This window comes from Streptomyces sp. NBC_00637, assembly GCF_045161545.1.
Classification (GTDB): domain Bacteria; phylum Actinomycetota; class Actinomycetes; order Streptomycetales; family Streptomycetaceae; genus Streptomyces.
In genome coordinates, this window is sequence record NZ_CP109046.1 from 206,170 (window position 1) to 224,245 (window position 18,076).

Below are 18,076 nucleotides of genomic sequence, written 5' to 3' on the forward strand. Positions count from 1 at the left end.
ATCCTGGCTCAGCCGGAGTCCGGGTGGCGCCGCTGGGCACGCAGCCGGGCCCAGCGCTTCAGGCGGCGGCCGACCTCGGCCTCATGGCCGTGTTCGGTGGGACGGTAGTAGGTCTCGCGGGCCATGTCCTCGGGGAAGTATTCGGCGCCGGAGAAGCCGTCGGGGGCGTCCGGGTCGTACTGGTAGCCCTTGCCGTAGCCGAGGTTCTTCATCAGCCGGGTGGGCGCGTTGAGGATGTGCGGCGGCGGCATGAGGGAGCCGGTACGGCGGGCGCTTTCACCCGCGGCTCCGAAACCGCGGTAGACGGCGACGGACTTCGGGGCGGTGGCCAGATAGACGACGGCCTGGGCGAGGGCGAGTTCCCCCTCGGGCGAGCCGAGCCGCTCGTACACGTCCCACGCGACGAGAGCCTGCTGGACGGCGCTCGGGTCGGCCATGCCGACGTCCTCGCCTGCGAAGCGGACCAGCCGGCGGGCGATGAACTGCGGGTCCTCGCCGCCTTCCAACATCCGCGCCAGCCAGTACAGGGCGGCGTCCGGGTCACAGCCGCGCATCGCCTTGTGCAGCGCGGAGATCAGGTTGTAGTGGCCCTCCTGGGCCTTGTCGTACTGCGGGGCCCGCTGCTGCACCTGCCGGGCCAGCCCGGCCACGTCCAGCGGGCCGGTGCCGGTGGGGAGGGCCTGGAGCTGCTCGGCCATGTTGAGCAGGTAGCGGCCGTCCCCGTCGGCCAGGGCGAGCAGGGCCTGGCGGGCCTCGCCGGTCAGCGGCAGCCGGCGCCCGGTCAGCTCCTCGGTGCGGGTCGTGAGGGTCTGCAGAGCCTGGTCGTCGAGGCGTTTGAGAACGAATACCTGACTGCGCGAGAGCAGCGCGCCGTTCAGTTCGAAGCTCGGGTTCTCGGTGGTCGCGCCGACCAGGACGACCGTGCCGTCCTCCACGTAGGGCAGGAAGCTGTCCTGCTGGGCGCGGTTGAAGCGGTGGATCTCGTCGACGAACAGGAGCGTCCCCCGCCCCCGGGCTCGGTGCCGCTCGGCGTCGCGGAACACCCGGCGCAGGTCGGCAACCCCGGAGAAGGTCGCCGACAGCGGGGCGAAGACCAGACCGGCGGCATCGGCGAGTAGCCGGGCGATGGTGGTCTTCCCGCAGCCGGGCGGCCCCCACAGGACCATCGACACCAGATGCTGCCGCTCGACCATCCGCCCGATCGGCGACTCATCGCCCAGCAGGTGCTCCTGGCCGACCACCTGGCCGAGGGTGCGCGGGCGCAGCCGGTCGGCGAGAGGACGTGAGAGGTCTTCGACGGCCGGCACGGTGACGTCGCTCGCTCCGGTGCTGTCGGGGCCGGGATCGTCGTCGAACAGGGCGAGCGCGGGTTCGCTGTGGTCCATGGGGCTGAGCTTTCGCGTAGGTGCCTGTGGTCGGAGCGGGCGGGCGGTCAGGGGCGGGCGGGCCGCCGGCTGCGGGGCGTCGAGTCGAGTGCCAGGTCGTAGGAGTCGGTGACCCGGTCCTCGACCAGGGCCGCGGTGATACCCCGGCCGCCGCCCAGCGAGATCCAGTGCGTCTTGTCGAGATGGCGCCCGGCGGTGATCGGGGGGTACTGCTGCTGCAGCCGCCACCCTTGTTCGAGGGGCGGCTGCTTGTGGTGCCGGGCAGTGGCGCGCGCGGCGCGCCGCCTGCCGCGATGACGCGAAGCGCACTGGCCGCAAGGTCGTCGACGACTTCCACCTTGACGATGGGATCGCGCCACGGAGCCGCCACCGCTCACTTGTTGAGAGCCCGCCCGATGAACTCCTCACGGGTCGCGCTGGAAGCGCGCGACACAGCCGCATGATCCACCGTCATGTCGAACCCGTGGAAACCCCCGCCCCACATGTGGAAGTCGACGCTCACGCCCGCCTCGGAGAGGCGGCCGGCGTAGCTCAGGATCTCGTCGCGGAACCCCTCCGCCGAGCCGGTGTCGATGTAGGTGCGCGGCAGCCGGCTGAGGTCCTCGGCGCGGGCCGGCGCGGCGTACTGCGACACGTCCGGGCCGCCGCGCCGCTCGCCCAGCAGGGAGGTCCACGCGTACAGGTTGCTGTGGCGGTCCCATACGCCTTCGCGGTCCACCATGCGACTGCTGTGCGTCTCGAAGCGGTCGTCGAGCATGGGGCAGATCAGGATCTGGTGGCTGAGCGAGGGAAAGGCGCGGTCGCGGGCGAGCAGCGCGGTCCCCGCCGCGAGGCCGCCGCCACCACTGACTCCGGCGATCAGGAGCCGCTCGGGGTCGATACCGAGCTCGGCCGCGTTCTTCGCCATCCATACCAGCCCCGCGTAGCAGTCCTCGACCGGCGCGGGATCGGGGTGATCCGGCGCCAGTCGGTATTCGACCGACACGACGACCGCATTCCCGTCGATCACATGGGGGAGGAGATGACTCACGTGGTCCCGGCGTCCCCCCATGATCATCCCGCCACCGTGGAGGCTGAGGATGCCTCCCTTGGGGCCTCGGTCCTCGACGGGGCTGAGGATCAGCAGAGTGATGTCCGGCGCGCCTTCCGGCCCCGGCACCTGGCGCTCCTCCACCCGCACCCTGCCGCCCGCCGTCAGAGCATCCGAATCCAACGCGGGGCAACCCGCGGCGATCTGCCGTCGGATCTCCTGCAGGATCTCGTCCGTCAGGGCTGGAAAGACAGCGCCCCGCGCCTCCTCGACGGGCGCGAGCTCCGGGTCCAACGGGGGCCGGACGGTCGTGGCACCGAAAAAGTCTGCTGCTGTCTGGTCCGTCATCTGTTCTCTCTTTCGGAAACGCCGAAGCTCACGGTCGGGCCGAGCCATCCACTGCGCACGCTGTGTGCGATGACCTTGTCGCGCCCCGCGATCAGGTCTCAGTCGTCCAGGACGACGACGTGCTTGCCCGGCGTGGTGCCGGATTCGAGATCGGCCTGGGCGTCGCGGACCTGTTCCAGGCCGTGGTAGGCCTTCGCGACCGGGACGTTGAGACGCCCTGCGGCGATGGCCTGGAGCTGGTGGGCGAGGACGTCGGCCGGGAGGTCGGCGGCCTCACCGCCGTAGGACGTCAGCCGCACCCCGCCCGGGATCATGAACGGGCTGAAGTCGGGGATCGTCCACTGGCCCGCCAGGGCTCCGGTGAAGCAGACCGTGCCGTGGCGGCGGACGGTGCGGAGGGTGTCGGCGAGGACCGAACAGCCGACCAGTTCCAGGGCTGCGTCGACGCCGTCCGGGATCAGCTCGCGCACCTGGTCGGCGAGGGTGCCGTGGTCGACGAGGGGGTGGTCGACACCCGCGGCCCGCAGTTCTGCCGCCCTCTCCGGGCTGCGGGTGGTGGACAGCACGGTGGCTCCGAGGTCCTTCGCGATGGTGGCCGCGCTCAGCCCGACCGTGGAGGTGCCGCCGCGGATCAGCAGCGTCTGCCCGGCCTTGAGGTCCAGGCCGCGGGTCAGGGACCCGTAAGCGGTTTGGAACATCTCCGGCAGCGCGCCGACGACATCCCACGGCAGGCCGGTCTCGAACGGGATGACCTGTGCCGCGGGTACGGTCACGTACTGGGCGTACGCGCCGTCGTACGAGCGGCCCATGCCGCCCATCATCGTGGCAACCTGCTGTCCCGGCCGCAAACCGCTGTCCTCGTCGGCCTCATCGACCACGCCGACGCCCTCGATGCCGGGGACACGCGGGTAGGTGACCTCCGCGTCCGACTCTCCCTTGCGGGTGGTGACCTCGGATTCATTGACGCCGAACGCCTTGACCTTGATCCGCACCCAGCCGGGCTTGCGGACAGGCACCGGGACGTCCTTGATCTCCAGTGCCTCCAGGCCGCCGGGCCGGGTGACGACGACGGCCCGCATCGTCGCCGCTACGGCGTCGCCGGCTGCTGTCGGTTGGTTCATGCCGAGTACCTCACTCTGTTTCGCCCCCTTGGCGCGCTGTTTCGTATCGCCCGCCGGCCGTCAGGGGCGGTCGATGCCTTCCCACAGGTCGAGGACCTGCTGGTAGTGGGCGGTGCCCTCGAAGGGAGAGTTGCCGACGGTTTCCGCGGTGGGATGGTCCGTGACGGCGGGCCACATGCGGGAGTGCTCGCCGGTGGCGAAGTCGAGCACGATGTCGCGGATACGCGTGTCACGCTCGGCCTGCTCCGCGCTGCGGCCCGGCTGTTCCTGGCCGACCAGGGCGTACATCTCGGTGCCATGCACCGCAGGCGCGCCCTCGGCGGGGCCGATCAGGAGGAGGTGGGCGTTGCCGCCGGCGGCGGCGTGGGCCAGGGGGCCACGGGCGGCGGGGATCGCGAAGAGGTAGTCCGCCATGACCGCGGCGCGGACCTCGGCCGGGGTGCGGCCGCCCTGGTCGTAGGCGTCGACGATCTTCTGCGCGCGGGAGCGGGAGATACGCCACCCCGTGACCTCGTCGACGACGCGGTCGATGGTGCCGGGGTCGAAGCGGTCGAGGTCATTCGCGACCCACCAGCCCATGTCGTCGCTGGCCATGCTCAGCAGGATGTCGACGTCGCGGTGGGCGCCCGAGGCGAGGACGTCCATGGGGTGGGCGTGCACCACCGCGCCGGGCTGCCCGATGTCCAGGACGACGCCGGTGGCCTTGTTGTCCACCCCGCCGCGGACTCCGAGGTCCGTCGGGAGGACCTTGCGCAGGGCGTCCCGCAGGGAGAGCGGGTCGAGGTCGAGCAGCTTCTCCGGGTTGTCCGCGACGCTGAGTTCGGTGACGAACAGGTGCGCGAGCTCCTCGGCCCACCAGGCCGGGATGGAGCGGGCGGGCCCGCCGGAGAATCCGGCCAGGCGCCGGTAGAGGCCGTCGGCGGAGGAGGCGCCGAGCAGCCCGAAGGTGGAATAGGCGCCGCCGCTGTGGCCGTAGACGGTGACGTTGTCGGGGTCTCCGCCGAAGTGGGCGATGTTCCGCTGGATCCAGGTGAGCGCGGCGATGATGTCCTGGAGGAAGAGGTTGCTGGCCTCGGCGAGCTTCCCGCCGTATTGCGAGAGCGAGAGCGTGCCCATGGCGCCGAGCCGGTAGTTGATCGACACGCCCACCACGCGCCCCGTCGCGGCGAGCCCGGCGGCGTTCGAGGTGATCTGCGTGTTCGCGCCGTACTCGAATCCGCCGCCGTGGATGTACACGGTCACCGGCAGCGCCTTGACGGCCGGCCGCTCAGGGGCCCACACGTTCAGGTTCAGGCAGTCCTCGCCCATCCCGCTGTCCGCTTCCAGCCAGTCACCGCTGTCGGGCTGGATCGAGACGACACCCTTGCGGTCGTAGGGCAGGTCTGGATCGAAGTCCGCCAGTACGGGGCGGCGGTATCGCTCGGCAGTGGCGTACGGAATCCCCCACCAGGACCGCACCCCCGGTGCGGTCGGGGCCTTGGGAGCGGAGGCGGTCATGGCACGTCCTTCCAGCGCGGTTCGGGTGTTCGCGCGGTGCTTGGGCTGCTGGTTGCTCGCCGTGACGTCTCCCATCGTTTCCCAGGATCCGGCAGAGCGCCCGACAGGTGGCGGTCAGCCGGTGGTCAGCAGGTGACACTTCGGCAGCAAGATCTCGGTGCAGGCCATGAGCTTCTGCTACACGGCCGACGGCCGGATCGTCCGCGACGGAGCCGGCCCGCCTCCTCGGGGATATGCAGCGCATCGCGTACCGGTGCCGTGGACCTCGTAGCGCCGGGTGACACTTCTGCCGCGCGGGATTGCCCTGCCGGGAGGGCCTCGCCGCAGTGTCCGATCCGGGAGTAACGGCTCGATTCGCGCCCTCTGACTGCCCCTCCTCGTCGGCGTCTCGGCCGGCGACACGCACGACAGCGAAGGCCTGAAGCCCATGGCCGAGGGTCACCAGACGAGACACGACCCCGATCGCGGCCGGCACTCAAAGCCCGAGCGCCTACACGCGGACAAGGCCTATGACCGTACTGATCTGCGGAAATGGTTACGCGGCAAGCGCATCGGAGTGCGAATCGCGCGCAAGGGAATCGAGTCCAGCGAGCGATTGAGTCGCCGCCGCTGGGTCATCGAGCGGACCATGTCCTGGCTGTCCGGCTACCGACGTCTGAACCCTCGCTACGAGCGCGATCCCCGCAATTACCCGGCCGTTCTCGGGCTCGCCGCCGCCCTGTGCTGCTACAAACGACTCGTCCGCCTCACCACGTAGGACACGGTCTAATAGTGGTCGTAGGCGGTCAGTGCGCGCATGACTGGCTGGCCGCGCATGAAGCTGGCTCCCTCATCAGGCCCCTTGGAATCGATCTTCTAGGCTGGCGCGGTGACTGATGAGCAGGAGTGGGTGCAGCCGTCGGGGGTGTGGGCCACGGCGGTGGGGGTGGCCAGGGTGCGGGCGCTGGAGACCGAGCGGGAGAACGCGCTGTTCCGCGACCCACTGGCACAGGCCTTCGCCGCCGCCGGAGGCATGTGGCCCTCCTCACCGCCGCTGCCCGATGACGAGGCCGCGCGCCGCCGCCGGCTGGCCGTGTCGTTCTCCATCGTCATCAGGACGAAGTTCCTCGACGACCTTTTGCAGCAGGCCTCCGCGTCCGGGGTCCGGCAGGTCGTGCTGCTCGGCGCCGGCATGGACAGCCGGGCCTTCCGGATGGACTGGCCCAAGGGCACCCGGCTGTTCGAGGTCGACACCGCCGCGCCACTGGACTTCAAGGCTTCGGTGCTGCGCCAGGAGCGGGCCGTCGCACGCTGCGAGCGGATCACCGTCGCGGTGGATCTGCGTGAGGACTGGCCAGGCGCGCTGGCCGCCGCAGGGCACGACCCGACCGTGCCGACCGTGTGGATCGCCGAAGGACTGCTGATCTATCTGCCCGAGGACGCGGTGGAGCTGCTGCTGGCCCGGATCAGCGCGCAGTCGGCGGCCGGCAGTCGGATGGGGCTGACGTTGGGCTCGCGCGGCGTGATCGAGCGCTTCGGCGCGGACGCCATGCCGGCATCGGCGGCGTCCATGTGGGTCTCGGAGATGCCCGACGACCCGGTGGGCTGGCTGGCCGGGCACGGCTGGGCGGCCGACAGCCACACCCTGCGCGAGCGCGCTGCCGCCTATGGCCGCCCGATCAGCACCCCGCCGCAGCGCGAGGAGCGCCCCGGCGGACTGATCTCGGCGGCCCGCCGGTAGACCGCCTCCCGGTTCCCTAGATGAGCGATTCCAACTGGGTCCTGATGAGGGGAGTCAGGTTCATGCGCGGCCAGCCAGTCATGCGCGCACTGACCGCCTACGACCACTAAAACCACCATTAGGCGAGCGAAGATCAACAGTCACCCTCCGTACGCGACCACACGAAGTGGACCAGGGCCCAATTCTGACGTCACCACAGCGTGAACGGATCCAGCTTCGACAGCCGCGCGAAGCGGCGGTAGATCCGGCGTGACGGTGTGGCGCTGTTTGTCTGATCGACGAGCACTCCTCGTCCGAGGCGTTGCGCTGACCACCTGAACCCGCACTGATGAGAGGGAGCAAGCGTCCTGCGAGCAACCGCGCGATCCGGCCAGGGCCTGAGAGTCCGGTGACCGTGCTCCAGGTGACGCCGTAGTTGCACTGCAACGCCCGGTTCGACATGCCGTCGCGCGAGTCGCGCCGCAGCGCGGCGTACAACCCGACCTTCGACTGGCCAGGCGGCATCGGGGGTGCTCCTTTACCGAGCACATCCAGCTTGACACCGCAACCCCGTCTATACCTTGCTCGCGACCACCATGTAGTTCTCGGCCTCAAGATCGAACGTGCTCAATGCCGTCTGGAGGCCGACCCGGTGCAGCTCGACTTCGAGTTCCTCGTACCGGTAGGGCCAGCAGGACAGCAGTTCCGAGCGGACAAGAACCAACCCGGTCGCATCAACTTGCGCGATCGCTATCTCGATGTGGTGCTCCTCCTCCCAATGCGGAGCAATCTCCCACCGGTAGACCACGACGGCATCGCGACCGTTCCGGCGGACGAGTCGGTCACTGATCTCCAGCCGGGAACCTCTGGCCCTCACGAGTTCCCAAGTGCGGCATGTGAGTACCAAGCGCCCGCCTGGGCGCAGAAGCCGTGACATCGACTCCAGAGCAGCACCCCTGCCTGTCGCGCCCGCGGCATGGTGAAGCGAGTTGCCAACGCAGAACACCATGTCGAACGTGTTGTCCTGGAAATGGTCGGGCAACTCTTCCCAGTTCGCCCGTACGGCCCGGACGGATGCTCCGAACTCCTCAGACAATTCTGCAGTCCGACGAACCATCGCCTCGCCGGCGTCAGTTGCGACAACCTGCATGCCACGACCGGCGAGGCCAACCGCCAACTGTCCGGTTCCGCACGAACAGTCGAGGACGTGAGCGTTCGACGGCAGGAGATTGAGGGCGTCGTCGAACGACGCAGCGAACTCGGCTGGAGGCAACTTTGCATCCGAGATGAGCCATTCGTACACCTCGGCAAGCACGTCATAGCCTGTCACAACCACTACCTCAGTCACGCGGCAGACTCACGGTAGGACGTCAGTCCATCAGCGGAGCAAGCCGGGCACCAATGGAGCTCGGTGGGGTCGCGGATTTCGTCGGGCCATCGCATCGCGTGCAGGACGATGGGCTCGCCGCGGACCCGCAGCATGCCGAGCCGCTCACGCCCGGACCACGCGTATTTGGCGATGGCCACCTTCGACGAGCGGGACAGTGCCTCGCGGAGCAGCTTGTAGGGCTTGGCCGCGACCTGCCCGTCGGGGAGAGGTAGTAGCCCTCGCCGAGCCGGATCGGGTCGATGTCGTCCGCGGCGACGAAGGCGTCGATCTCGATGGCCTTCGCCGTCGGCAGCGGCAGGTCGCGCAGTTCCTCGTCGCTGATGGCGACGACCTGGTCCTTGGCGTACTCGTAGCCCTTGCCGATCTCGGTGTTCGCCACCTCGCAGTCCTCGAGCTCGCAGATCTTGCGGGTGCGGATCCGGCCCATGTTCTCTGGGGGTTCCGGGGCCGTGGTGTGACGTCGTACGGCATCTCCTCGTTGAGGTCGTAGGACGAGTTCTCCGGGGGTGTGGCTCTGCGGTGGATCGTTGCGATCGACTCGTGGACTAGGGGTACAAGTGCGCGCATTTCCTGTACGGATACCTTCGGGCCTCCGTTATTGGACCGTGGTGGATGACGATCTTGAGGTCGTCGAGGACGCTGATCGCTTTCTGCGGGAGATTCGGCTGGCGCGCGGGCGGGCGGAGCTGACGACGAAGGCATACGCCCAGGGCCTTGCCTTGTTCTTGCGCTGGTGTGTGAGGACAGAGCGGGACTGGCGGACGGCGGCTCGCGAGATGGGGCTGTTCATCCTCTGGCTGAGGTGGACGCCCGGCAACGGGGGGCAGCGTCAGGTCGTAGTGCCCGGACCCGGGAGCAAGCCGGTCCGCGGGGACACGCGGATCAACAAAGTGCTCACAGCCGTGCGGATGTTCCTGGTCCACGCGGTCATCAACAGGGCTGCGCCGACCTCGGTGTTGGAGCAGATCTACGAACTGAGTGACGACCACGACCTGCCCTTGGCGGCCCGCGGTGAGAGCAGCGTGATGCGCCACCGCCTGCGAGCCCACCATCGGCTTCAGGAACCCGAGACGGAGGTCGACCGAGCCAGCGATGAAGAGGTCATTGCGATGTTCCTCGCATGCCGCTCAGCGCGCGACCGGCTGATCATGCTCCTGCTCTCCCGCGTCGGACTGCGCCCTGGGCAGGTCGCTGGCCTTCGTCGCCGTGATCCTCACCTGCTGGCGGACTCGCGGTCGCTGGGCTGCCACGTCGAAGGCGCTCATGTGCATGTCGTCCGGCGTCAGAACGAGAACAACGCGTGGTCGAAGTCGAAGAAGTCGTGGGTGATGCCTGTGGACTTCCTGGTCGTGCAGGCATTCGACCAGTACGCGCTGGAACGGCATGAGCGTCTGGGGTCCGACGGCGGCGACTTTCTGCTCGTCAACCTCTTCCGTCACCCTCTGGGTGCGCCGGTCTCTGCGGACGCAATCGGGGAGCTGTGCGAGTCGTTGTCTCGGCGGGCGGGGCTGGGCCGCAGGGTGGGGCCGCGGATGTGTCGGCACGCGATGGCCAGCAACGTTGTCGACGCCGGCGGCAAGTTGGACGAGGTGCAGATTCTCCTGGGGCACAAGCATCCCGAATCCGCACGCCCCTACTTGCATCCGGCGGCAACACGGCTGCGTGAGGCAGTCAACCGCGTTCCCTCGCCGCGAGAGCTGGGCGGGGAGGGCGCCCGATGACGGTTACCGCTGCTCCGCTCCGGCCCACAGGGCGCCAAGAGGAGGACGAGGACGACGGCAGGACCGCAGAATTGCGGGCCGCGGTGGATCAGGAACTTCTGGATCTGCTGGGCTGGTCCGATGAGGTCGGGATGCTGTTCTTCCCTTACGACCATGACCTCCTGGGCATGCCGAAGTGCAGGGTGAGGGGCTGCTCGCAGGCCAGTGTCGCCCGTCAACTTTGCGAGGGGTGCCGGCTGCGATGGAGGCAGGCAGGCAGGCCCGACGTGGACGAGTACGTGAAGCATGCCCACCCCGGTACGCGCCGGACCGGAGTGGCTGACTGCTCGGTGAGGGGGTGCCCGCGGCCGTTCCGGTCATGGAGGAATCCAATCTGTTCGACCCACTTCGGCCAGCTCACCCGGCTTCAGGTGACGTTGGAGGAGTTCCTCGAACGTGATGACGTTGTCCCTCTGCAGGCCTTCGGGCACTGCGAGGTCCTGGCCTGCCACCGCAAGCGAGACGGCAAAAGTCCGTACTGTCATGGCCATCGTGTCCGCTGGTCTTGGGCCCTCAAGCGCAGACTGAGCACACACGACGAAGCGCGGTGGCGGCGTACTGCCGCGCCTGTCTCGGCGAATAGCGAGGTCAGCCTCCGTGGACTGGCCGACCGGGTGGTCGCGGAAATCCTCTACGGCGTCCACGCCCGTACCCGAGAGGGGCTGCACACGACGCAGCCCGTGCTGCGGACGCTCACCAACCGGCTGCGCGAGCTCGAACTGCCCTCGCTGGCAGCAGTAGACCTGGAGCAGGTATCCCGCGGCGAACGGGGTTTCTGCAGCAGCCTGGTCACCCATGTCGGCCGCTTCGGGCTCACTCCGGAGGGCGAACGTGTCAAGGACGTGTGGAACGGTGCCGTCTTCGGCCATGCTGGCAATCTGCGTTTCACCGCGATCCACCAACCATGGCTCCGCAATGCCGCAAAAGAATGGGCGTTCTTCTCCCTGCCTCAGCGCCGCGGCAAGGCCATCGCCACCTGCCAAGAAGTCGTCAGCGCTTTCGCACTCCTCTCCGAGAGCCTGCAGCTGCAGCGCGAGGACTGCGGCAACGACATCCGGGCCGTGGGCCGCAGAGACATCACCGCCTTCGCTAACCGGCTGAGATACCTGTGCCAAACCGGTGTCATCTCGGCGCGCAGAACAGTGGTCATCAGCCGCTATGTACGCAGCAATCTGGCCCGGATGCGGTCTCTGGGGCTGACTCGGCCCGGCGAGCCGCTGCACGGCCTGCCGGACGACTTCGCCCTCCTGGTCGAGGACATCCCCGACGACCCCGAGGACTCCGAAGCAGGCAAAGACCTCCCGCCCGAGGTCATGCGGCAAATCTGCGAGCACCTGCCCTCTCTGGCCGGCACGAAGCGGAACGGCAACGAGAATCTGGTGGCCACAGAGCTGCTGATCGACACCGGTAGGCGGCCCACGGAGATCTGCCAACTGCGGTGGGATTGCCTCCAGCAGGACACCACTGGCCAGAACGTCCTGATCTACGACAACTACAAGTCCGGCCGCAAAGGACGGCGACTGCCGATCTCCCAGGCCACCGCGGGAGTGATCACCAGGCAGCAGGGTCTGATCCGTACCGACTTCCCTCGGACTCCCACCGCTGAGCTGATGCTCCTGCCGACACGGGTAGGCAACCCCCACGGCCGCAAGCCGATCGGCGCGGGCTGGCTGTCCGGCCGCCACCGCGAATGGATCCAGTCGCTGCCCGAGTTCCTGGTTCCCACCCGCGTCGAGATCAACGGGCAGCAGATCACCGAAATGCTGCCCTTCGACAAATCCAAGATTTTCCCCTACGCCTACCGGCACACCTACTGCCAGCGGCACGCTGACCAGGGCATCCAGCCGGACGTACTCCAAGGTCTGATGGACCATCGCCAACTGGACACTACTCAGCGTTACTACCGGGTCAGTGAGCAGCGCAAACGCGAGGCCGTCGACCGCGTCTCAGCGATGCAGTTCGACCGCCAGGGCAACCGCATCTGGCGGCAAGCCAAGGAACTGCTGGACGACGAGTACGCCCGCCGCGCCGTCGGCGAAGTCCAGGCACCTTACGGCGTCTGCGTTGAGCCGTCTAATGTCGCGGCCGGCGGCCACGCCTGCCCTGTCCGATTCCGCTGCGTCGGCTGTGACCACTTCCGCACCGACGCCTCCTACCTCCCCGATCTGGAGGCATACCTCGCCGACCTGCTGCGAAACCGGGAACGCCTGGCCGCGTTCAGCTCCGCCGACAACTGGGCAAAAGCGGAGGCCGCACCCTCCGACGAGGAGATCACCCGAGTCCGTCGCCTAGTCCGGCGCGTCCGAGAAGACCTCGACAGCCTCACCGACGAGGACCGCACGCAGATCAAGGAAGCCACCACCGTCCTCCGCCGCAGCCGACGGCAAGCCGTCGCCCTCGGGATGCCCCGCGTCGGACCGCCCATCCCCGACTTCCACCCTGGCAGAACAGCATGACCAACATGGGCGACGGGCGCCGGGCCGACTCGGCCCGGCGCCGGGAGCGCGTTCTCAAGGCCCTCGACGCAATGCTGCGAAGCGACACCGACATCACCGTTTCGGCTCTCGCCCGCACGGCGCGGGTGGACCGCACCTTCCTCTACCGACACCGCGACCTGCTCCAACGGATCCACGCGGCCGCGGCCGCCCCTCCCCAGGAGGGGAGGATCGCGGCCGTCAGCCGGGCCTCCCTCCAGGCCGACCTGGCCAACGCGCTGGAGCGGAACAAACGCCTTGCCATGCGGGTCCGGCAGTTGGAGAAGCGCCTCTCCCAGGCTCTCGGCGAGGCTGCCTGGGCCGAGTCGGGCTTGGGGGCGCCAGCCGACACCGACCAACTTCAGCAACGCATCACCATGCTGGAACAGAACCTCGCCGACATCCAAGGTCAGCTCGATGAACGCGACGACGAACTGGAGGCTGCCCGAGCGGCTAACCGCGAACTGACCCGCGCCTTAAACCAGCGCGAGTGACCTACAACGCCCGCGGGAGGAAGTCGAAATGTCCGGTTTCATCGGGCGCGGCGACCGCCATCTTTTCCGAGATGGAGGGCGGCAGGCGATCGGGGGTGCGGCCCCGGCAAAGGGGCGGCCAGAAGACTTCCCCGCAGGTCCCGGACGGACCGACGGTGAGCGGCAGCGGCGGGGGCAGACCCTCGTCTGGACCACGCCCGCGCCCTGCGCGTCTCGCGCCGCCGGGCTCCTGCCCGACGCGCCTGGCGGGCGCGTCCCCGGCGATCCGCTGGACGCCCCGCTGGCGATCTAGCGGGTGGTCCCGGTGTGCTCCCGCACGGTCGCCGCCTCGTTCGCCGTCGTGCCGGCTCCCGGCTCGGCGTTGTGCTTCGCGAAGCCGCGCCGGCCCGGCAGGACCGCGAGGACGATCAGTGTTCCGGCGGCCATGATGATCCCGCCGATGAGGCTGGTCTGGGCGACTCCGTGGGCGAACGCCTGGTGGACGGCGTCCACGGCGGCCTGGGCCTGCTGGGGCCCGGCGGAGGGATCCTGCGCGACCCGCTGGGCGACGGCCAGGCCGGCGCCGACCGAGTCCTTGGCGTTCTCCATCGCCTGTGCCGGGAGCCGGTTGCCCACCAGGTCGGTCAGCTCGTCCCGGTAGGCCGTGCCCAGCAGCGAGCCCAGCACCGCGATGCCCAGCGCCCCGCCCAGCTCGAGCGCGGTGTCGTTGACACCGCCGCCGACGCCCAGCTCGGACTCGGGGAAGGAGCCCATGATCGTGTCGGTCGCCGGGGAGATGGCCAGTCCGAGCGCGAGGCCCAGCATCATCAGCGGCGTCAGGAAGTCCCCGTACGTCGACCCGTTGTCGATCTGGGTGAGCAGGAACATGCCCGCCGTGCCGATGGTCATGCCGGTCACGGCCATCACCCTCACCCCCAGCTTCGGGGCGAGCATCCCGGTCAGCGCGGACCCGAGGAACACCGCACCGCCCAGCGGCAGCAGCCGTACACCCGTGTCCAGGGCGCCGTAGCCGAGGACGAACTGCAGGAACTGCGTCGAGTAGTAGATCACGGCGAACATACCGAAGAAGAAGAACATCACCGCGAGCATCGAGCCGGTGAAGGGCCGCAGCGCGAACATCCGGACGTTCAGCATCGGGTGCGGGTGGCGCAGCTCCCAGGCGACGAAGGCGACCAGACCGGCACCGGCGACCACGGCGGCGGTGACGGGGCCGACGCCCCAGCCGGAGTGCGGGCCCTCGATGGCGGCGTAGATCAGGGAGCCGACGGTGGCGATCGACAGCAGACCACCGACGTAGTCGATCCGGCCCATGCCCTCCGCCTTGGACGGCGGTACCAGGGTGAGCGCGCCGAACACGGCGACGAGGGCGATCGGCACGTTGATCAGGAAGGTCGAGCCCCAGGCGTGGTCCTCGAGCAGCCAGCCGGAGACCAGCGGGCCGACGGCTACCGCCACCCCGGAGGTCGCGGCCCAGGCGGTGATGGCCTTGGCCCGCTCGCTCCGGGGGAAGGTCGCGACCACCAGGGACAGCGTGGCCGGCATCACGACCGCGGCACCGACACCCATGATCGCGCGGGCCACGATGACCAGCGAGGTCTCGTCGACCATGCTCCCCATCACCGAACCGCCGGCGAAGATCAGCAGACCCAGCACCAGCGCGCCGCGCCGGCTGTACTTGTCGCCGATCGCGCCCAGCACCAGCATCAGCGCCGCGTACGGAACGGTGTAGCTGTCGACGACCCACTGCAGATCGCTGCTGCTCAGGCCCAAGTCGGTGGTCATGTCGGGGGCGGCGACGATCAGCGACGTGTTCGCCATCACCGTGATCAGCAAGCTCAGGCACAGCACGAGCAGCGCCCACCAGCGCCGCGCGTAAGGCCCGGCCATTTTCTCCACGGGGGTGTTCGCAAGGAAGGACATCAGTAGCTCCTGAGGGGGACGCGGCAGACGAGCGGAATCACTTGATTGCCCGTGTGGCGAGCGGGTGACGGGCTGAGATCTCCGGGCTTCAAGATCACCCTGTGGCCCCTTGCGGGCTTCCCTCGGTGATCCCCTGAAGGGCCGCGTCGGCGTCCGCGATGGCCAGCATCTTGTTGATGTCGGCGCCGGCCAGTGCGCCGGCCGCTGCGGAGGCCCCGACCTGGGCGACCAGATCGGTGACGTTGCCGGCCACCCACACACCCGGCACCTCGGTGGCGCCGGCCGTGCCGGAGGCGAAAGCGCGGCCCATGTTCGGCACGTCCCGCACCGGTAGGCCCAGACCTTCCAGGCCCTGGGTGCGGGCCTGCATCGGCGCGGCGACCGCGAGGACGCGGCGGGCCACGACCTGGCCGTCGGCCAGGCGAACCCCGGCGAGGGCACCGTCCTCGTCGTTGACGACCTCGGTGACCGGGGTGTCGATGACGCGGATGCCGCGGGCGGCAAAGCGGGCGCGGCTGTCCTCGTCCAGGTCGGTGCCGTGGGTGAAGTAGGTCAGGTCCTCGGTCAGCTGACGGAACAGATACGCGTGGCCGATGGAAGGCAGGCCGGTGGCGAGGATGCCGATGGGCTCGTCGCGCACCTCCCAGCCGTGGCAGTACGGGCAGTGCACCACACTGTGCCCCCAGTGCTCGGCGAGCCCGGGCACCTCCGGGAGGACATCCTTCAGGCCGGTGGCCACCAGGATGCGGCGGGCGGTGATGCTGCGGCCGTCGGCCAGGGTGACGGTGAACCGCAGGTCCCCGTCCGCCGACGGGGCGGCGGACTCGGCCGAGACCACCTCGCCGGACACGACGCGTCCGCCGTACTGGCGCACCTGCTCCCGGCCCCGTCGAAGGATCTCGGACGGCGGGATGCCGTCGAAGACGATGAAGCCGTGCACGGCCTCCGCGGGCGCGTTGCGCGGGGAGCCGCTGTCGATCACGACGACCGAGCGGCGGGAGCGGGCGAGGAGCAGTGCACCGTTCAGCCCCGCGGCGCCTCCGCCGATCACCACCGCGTCGACGGTCCCCTCGGCCAGTGCGTCGCTCGCGTACGGAGGAGTCGCCACAGCCATGGCCTCCTGCGTTTCCCTATCAGTCATGGTTCGGTCAGCCCTTCGAGTTCTGGGTGGTTGGAGGGGGTCAGCTGTTCAGGAAGCCTGAGGATGTGGTCGGCGACCGTCTTGGGCTGTTCGAGGTGCAGGAAGTGCCCCGCGCCGAGGACAGCCCGACGTTCGTGATGCACAGATCCAGTTCGGCGACGAAACTCGCCGTCGCCAGGATTGCGAGGATCAGACCGGGCTTTGCCGGCCTGGAAGGCGTCGCAACGTTGGGCGGCGCGGAGGAGCGCAAAGGCATGGGTTGCTCTCCATCGCACCAGGCGTACACGCACCCTGTCCGGCGAGCTCAGGCTGGTTTTTTACTGAACAGTCCGAAACCTAGATGGTTCTGTACTGAGTTGTCAATTACGGCGGGTCGGCCGTACCTTCTATGTATGGCGAGACCACGAAGCTTTGACCGCGACCACGTCCTCCATGCCGCCGAGCGGCAGTTCCGCGCCTCGGGCTACAACGGCACGAGCGTCGACGACATCAGCGCCGCCACCGGCCTGGGCCGCGGCAGCCTCTATGCCGCGTTCGACGGCAAGCACGGCGTGCTGCTGCAGGCGATGACCGGCTACTACGCCCGGCTGGCGCAGGGTCCGCGGACGATGCTCGCCGGACCGGACGAGGACGCCCTGGAACGACTGCACGCGTACTTGCTCCGCGCCGTCCACGGGGTGCCACTCGCCGACGACGTACCCGCCGCCTCTGACCGGGCGTCGGCGGCCTGCTTCGCCGCCAAGATGGCCCTGGAGCTCGGCGCCTCCGACGCCGAGGTGAAACGCCTGGCCAACGACTGCTTCTCCGTGGTCCGGACGGCGGTGGCCGAGTGTGTGCGAGCGGCGCAGCGCAATGGCGACATCGACCCCGACGCGGATCCCGACGACCTTGCGTACCTTCTGCTGACCGTCATCCGCGGGAGCGATGTCGTAGGCGCGTACGGCCACAGCCCCGACCGCCTGACCTCGATAGCGGAGAGCGCGTTCGCCTTGCTGCCTCGCCCGCGCCACCGCTGAGAAGGGCACGGCCGGCCTCGCTGCATGGTGGCAGCGCCCCCTCCCCGACGCTCCCACCCTCCTGCTGCCCGGCCGGCAACCGGCCCTGGTCGACACCGGTTTCGGCGGCCATGCCGACGAAACCGCTGCCTGGGCCCGCACACACGCCAGAAACGTCGACCTGGTCGTCAACACCGACTGGCACTCCGACCACGTCGGCGGCAACGCCCTCCTCCATGCCCAGTGCTCCGCCATCACCGCCGACACCCCTGAGGCCGACGCGATCACCCGCCGCGACCCCGGCTGCTGCGCCGGGAGGAGGTGCCCGGCCTGCGCGCTCGGTGATCTGTATCTTGTTCGCCGCTCCGCCGGAGCAGCCCCAGGTCATTCCTGGCCACCGTCGTCGTCTTCGTTCAGTTCCGGCACGTCCCGGGTTGCGCAGCGTGCGCAGGCGCCGACGGTGGAACGCCAGTTCAACGAGCTGGACTTGGCAGAGAAACCGTCCGCGACGACGGGGCAGACTGTCCAGGAGTTGCTGCCCGCCCACCGTCGGCGCTCGAGGCTTCACCTGAAACGGCGATACCACCACACATGTTGCACCTGCTAGCGTCTACCAAACCGACGCTGAGCTGCGCAAAACCGAATGAGTCTGCCTCGCGCTACGGGTACGGCCCCAGAGAACCCATGTCCTCCAGGTGGTACTGGTGGAACTGGATCGAGTGGTTCTCGGTGGCGGACTGCACATGGATCGGGACGGTGACCAGGCCGAAGCTGATCGAACCTGACCAGATGGTTCGGGGCATGGATGACCTCCGCGACGGC

The 18,076-nt window shown here is 69.0% G+C and carries 15 protein-coding genes and 3 pseudogenes; 7 read left to right on the forward strand and 11 right to left on the reverse strand.

Annotation, left to right across the window (positions count from 1 at the left end):
- Positions 1-8: 8 nt before the first annotated feature.
- From OG440_RS00900 to OG440_RS00920, 5 genes are all read right to left on the reverse strand, one after another.
- The gene (locus OG440_RS00900; protein WP_406004883.1) at positions 9-1,385 is read right to left on the reverse strand and encodes a replication-associated recombination protein A; all 1,377 of its coding nucleotides are present in this window, start codon (positions 1,383-1,385) and stop codon (positions 9-11) included.
- A gap of 47 nt (positions 1,386-1,432) precedes the next feature.
- Positions 1,433-1,744 carry an MmcQ/YjbR family DNA-binding protein gene (locus OG440_RS00905; protein WP_406004884.1) on the reverse strand — a complete coding sequence of 104 codons (312 nt, stop codon included), beginning with the start codon at positions 1,742-1,744 and terminating at the stop codon, positions 1,433-1,435.
- 14 nt (positions 1,745-1,758) lie between these two features.
- On the reverse strand, positions 1,759-2,763 hold the full coding sequence (locus OG440_RS00910; protein ID WP_406004885.1) for an alpha/beta hydrolase fold domain-containing protein: 1,005 nt from the start codon (positions 2,761-2,763) through the stop codon (positions 1,759-1,761).
- 98 nt (positions 2,764-2,861) lie between these two features.
- Positions 2,862-3,884 (reverse strand): alcohol dehydrogenase catalytic domain-containing protein, encoded by a 1,023-nt coding sequence (locus tag OG440_RS00915; RefSeq protein ID WP_406004886.1) that lies wholly within the window; start codon positions 3,882-3,884, stop codon positions 2,862-2,864.
- 60 nt (positions 3,885-3,944) lie between these two features.
- Positions 3,945-5,381, reverse strand: coding sequence for a carboxylesterase family protein (locus tag OG440_RS00920; RefSeq protein ID WP_406011211.1), 1,437 nt, complete (start codon positions 5,379-5,381; stop codon positions 3,945-3,947).
- Between the two features lie 367 nt (positions 5,382-5,748).
- On the opposite strand from OG440_RS00920, the pseudogene OG440_RS00925 reads away from it, so the two are divergent.
- A pseudogene (locus tag OG440_RS00925) lies at positions 5,749-6,138 on the forward strand (transposase); the annotation flags it as partial.
- Positions 6,139-6,285: 147 nt separating this feature from the next.
- A complete protein-coding gene (locus OG440_RS00930; RefSeq protein ID WP_406011212.1) occupies positions 6,286-7,101 on the forward strand; it encodes a class I SAM-dependent methyltransferase in 816 nt (271 codons plus the stop codon).
- Positions 7,102-7,654: 553 nt separating this feature from the next.
- Here OG440_RS00930 and OG440_RS00935 read toward each other — a convergent pair.
- Together OG440_RS00935 and OG440_RS00940 are read right to left on the reverse strand one after the other, a co-directional pair.
- Entirely contained in the window at positions 7,655-8,410 is a 756-nt protein-coding gene (locus OG440_RS00935) for a class I SAM-dependent methyltransferase (RefSeq protein ID WP_406011213.1), read from the reverse strand.
- 74 nt (positions 8,411-8,484) lie between these two features.
- Positions 8,485-8,903, reverse strand: a pseudogene (locus tag OG440_RS00940) (Ku protein); the annotation flags it as partial.
- 175 nt (positions 8,904-9,078) lie between these two features.
- On the opposite strand from OG440_RS00940, the gene OG440_RS00945 reads away from it, so the two are divergent.
- The 3 genes from OG440_RS00945 to OG440_RS00955 are packed head-to-tail and all read left to right on the forward strand — an operon-like array spanning position 9,079 to position 13,198.
- Positions 9,079-10,191: a tyrosine-type recombinase/integrase gene (locus OG440_RS00945; protein WP_406004887.1), complete on the forward strand. Its 1,113-nt coding sequence runs from the start codon at positions 9,079-9,081 to the stop codon at positions 10,189-10,191.
- Positions 10,188-12,686, forward strand: a complete 2,499-nt coding sequence (locus OG440_RS00950) for a tyrosine-type recombinase/integrase (RefSeq protein WP_406004888.1) — start codon at positions 10,188-10,190, stop codon at positions 12,684-12,686. Before OG440_RS00945 ends, OG440_RS00950 begins: the two co-directional genes overlap by 4 nt.
- Positions 12,683-13,198, forward strand: coding sequence for a DUF6262 family protein (locus tag OG440_RS00955; protein ID WP_406004889.1), 516 nt, complete (start codon positions 12,683-12,685; stop codon positions 13,196-13,198). Before OG440_RS00950 ends, OG440_RS00955 begins: the two co-directional genes overlap by 4 nt.
- 288 nt (positions 13,199-13,486) lie before the next feature.
- Here OG440_RS00955 and OG440_RS00960 read toward each other — a convergent pair whose 3' ends face one another.
- The 3 genes from OG440_RS00960 to OG440_RS00970 form a co-directional block, all read right to left on the reverse strand.
- Positions 13,487-15,118 carry an MFS transporter gene (locus OG440_RS00960; protein WP_406004890.1) on the reverse strand — a complete coding sequence of 544 codons (1,632 nt, stop codon included), beginning with the start codon at positions 15,116-15,118 and terminating at the stop codon, positions 13,487-13,489.
- A gap of 94 nt (positions 15,119-15,212) precedes the next feature.
- The gene (locus OG440_RS00965; protein ID WP_406004891.1) at positions 15,213-16,232 is read right to left on the reverse strand and encodes an NAD(P)/FAD-dependent oxidoreductase; all 1,020 of its coding nucleotides are present in this window, start codon (positions 16,230-16,232) and stop codon (positions 15,213-15,215) included.
- A 23-nt stretch (positions 16,233-16,255) separates the two neighbouring features.
- Positions 16,256-16,402, reverse strand: a complete 147-nt coding sequence (locus OG440_RS00970) for a hypothetical protein (RefSeq protein WP_406004892.1) — start codon at positions 16,400-16,402, stop codon at positions 16,256-16,258.
- Positions 16,403-16,651: 249 nt separating this feature from the next.
- Between OG440_RS00970 and OG440_RS00975 the strand changes: the two genes are divergently transcribed.
- Both OG440_RS00975 and OG440_RS00980 read left to right on the forward strand, forming a co-directional pair.
- The gene (locus tag OG440_RS00975; protein ID WP_406004893.1) at positions 16,652-17,275 is read left to right on the forward strand and encodes a TetR/AcrR family transcriptional regulator; all 624 of its coding nucleotides are present in this window, start codon (positions 16,652-16,654) and stop codon (positions 17,273-17,275) included.
- 64 nt (positions 17,276-17,339) lie between these two features.
- Positions 17,340-17,861, forward strand: coding sequence for an MBL fold metallo-hydrolase (locus OG440_RS00980; protein WP_406011214.1), 522 nt, complete (start codon positions 17,340-17,342; stop codon positions 17,859-17,861).
- Between the two features lie 73 nt (positions 17,862-17,934).
- Here the strand turns inward: OG440_RS00980 and OG440_RS00985 are convergent.
- A pseudogene (locus OG440_RS00985) lies at positions 17,935-18,057 on the reverse strand (Ku protein); the annotation flags it as partial.
- Positions 18,058-18,076 lie beyond the last annotated feature (19 nt).

Coding starts and splice junctions, on each gene's coding strand:
- OG440_RS00975 (WP_406004893.1), top strand. CDS start 16,652: ATGGCGAGACCACGAAGCTTTGACCGCGACCACGTCCTCCATGCCGCC.
- OG440_RS00915 (WP_406004886.1), bottom strand. CDS start 3,884: ATGAACCAACCGACAGCAGCCGGCGACGCCGTAGCGGCGACGATGCGG.
- OG440_RS00910 (WP_406004885.1), bottom strand. CDS start 2,763: ATGACGGACCAGACAGCAGCAGACTTTTTCGGTGCCACGACCGTCCGG.
- OG440_RS00900 (WP_406004883.1), bottom strand. CDS start 1,385: ATGGACCACAGCGAACCCGCGCTCGCCCTGTTCGACGACGATCCCGGC.
- OG440_RS00965 (WP_406004891.1), bottom strand. CDS start 16,232: ATGGCTGTGGCGACTCCTCCGTACGCGAGCGACGCACTGGCCGAGGGG.
- OG440_RS00960 (WP_406004890.1), bottom strand. CDS start 15,118: ATGTCCTTCCTTGCGAACACCCCCGTGGAGAAAATGGCCGGGCCTTAC.
- OG440_RS00950 (WP_406004888.1), top strand. CDS start 10,188: ATGACGGTTACCGCTGCTCCGCTCCGGCCCACAGGGCGCCAAGAGGAG.
- OG440_RS00955 (WP_406004889.1), top strand. CDS start 12,683: ATGACCAACATGGGCGACGGGCGCCGGGCCGACTCGGCCCGGCGCCGG.
- OG440_RS00920 (WP_406011211.1), bottom strand. CDS start 5,381: ATGACCGCCTCCGCTCCCAAGGCCCCGACCGCACCGGGGGTGCGGTCC.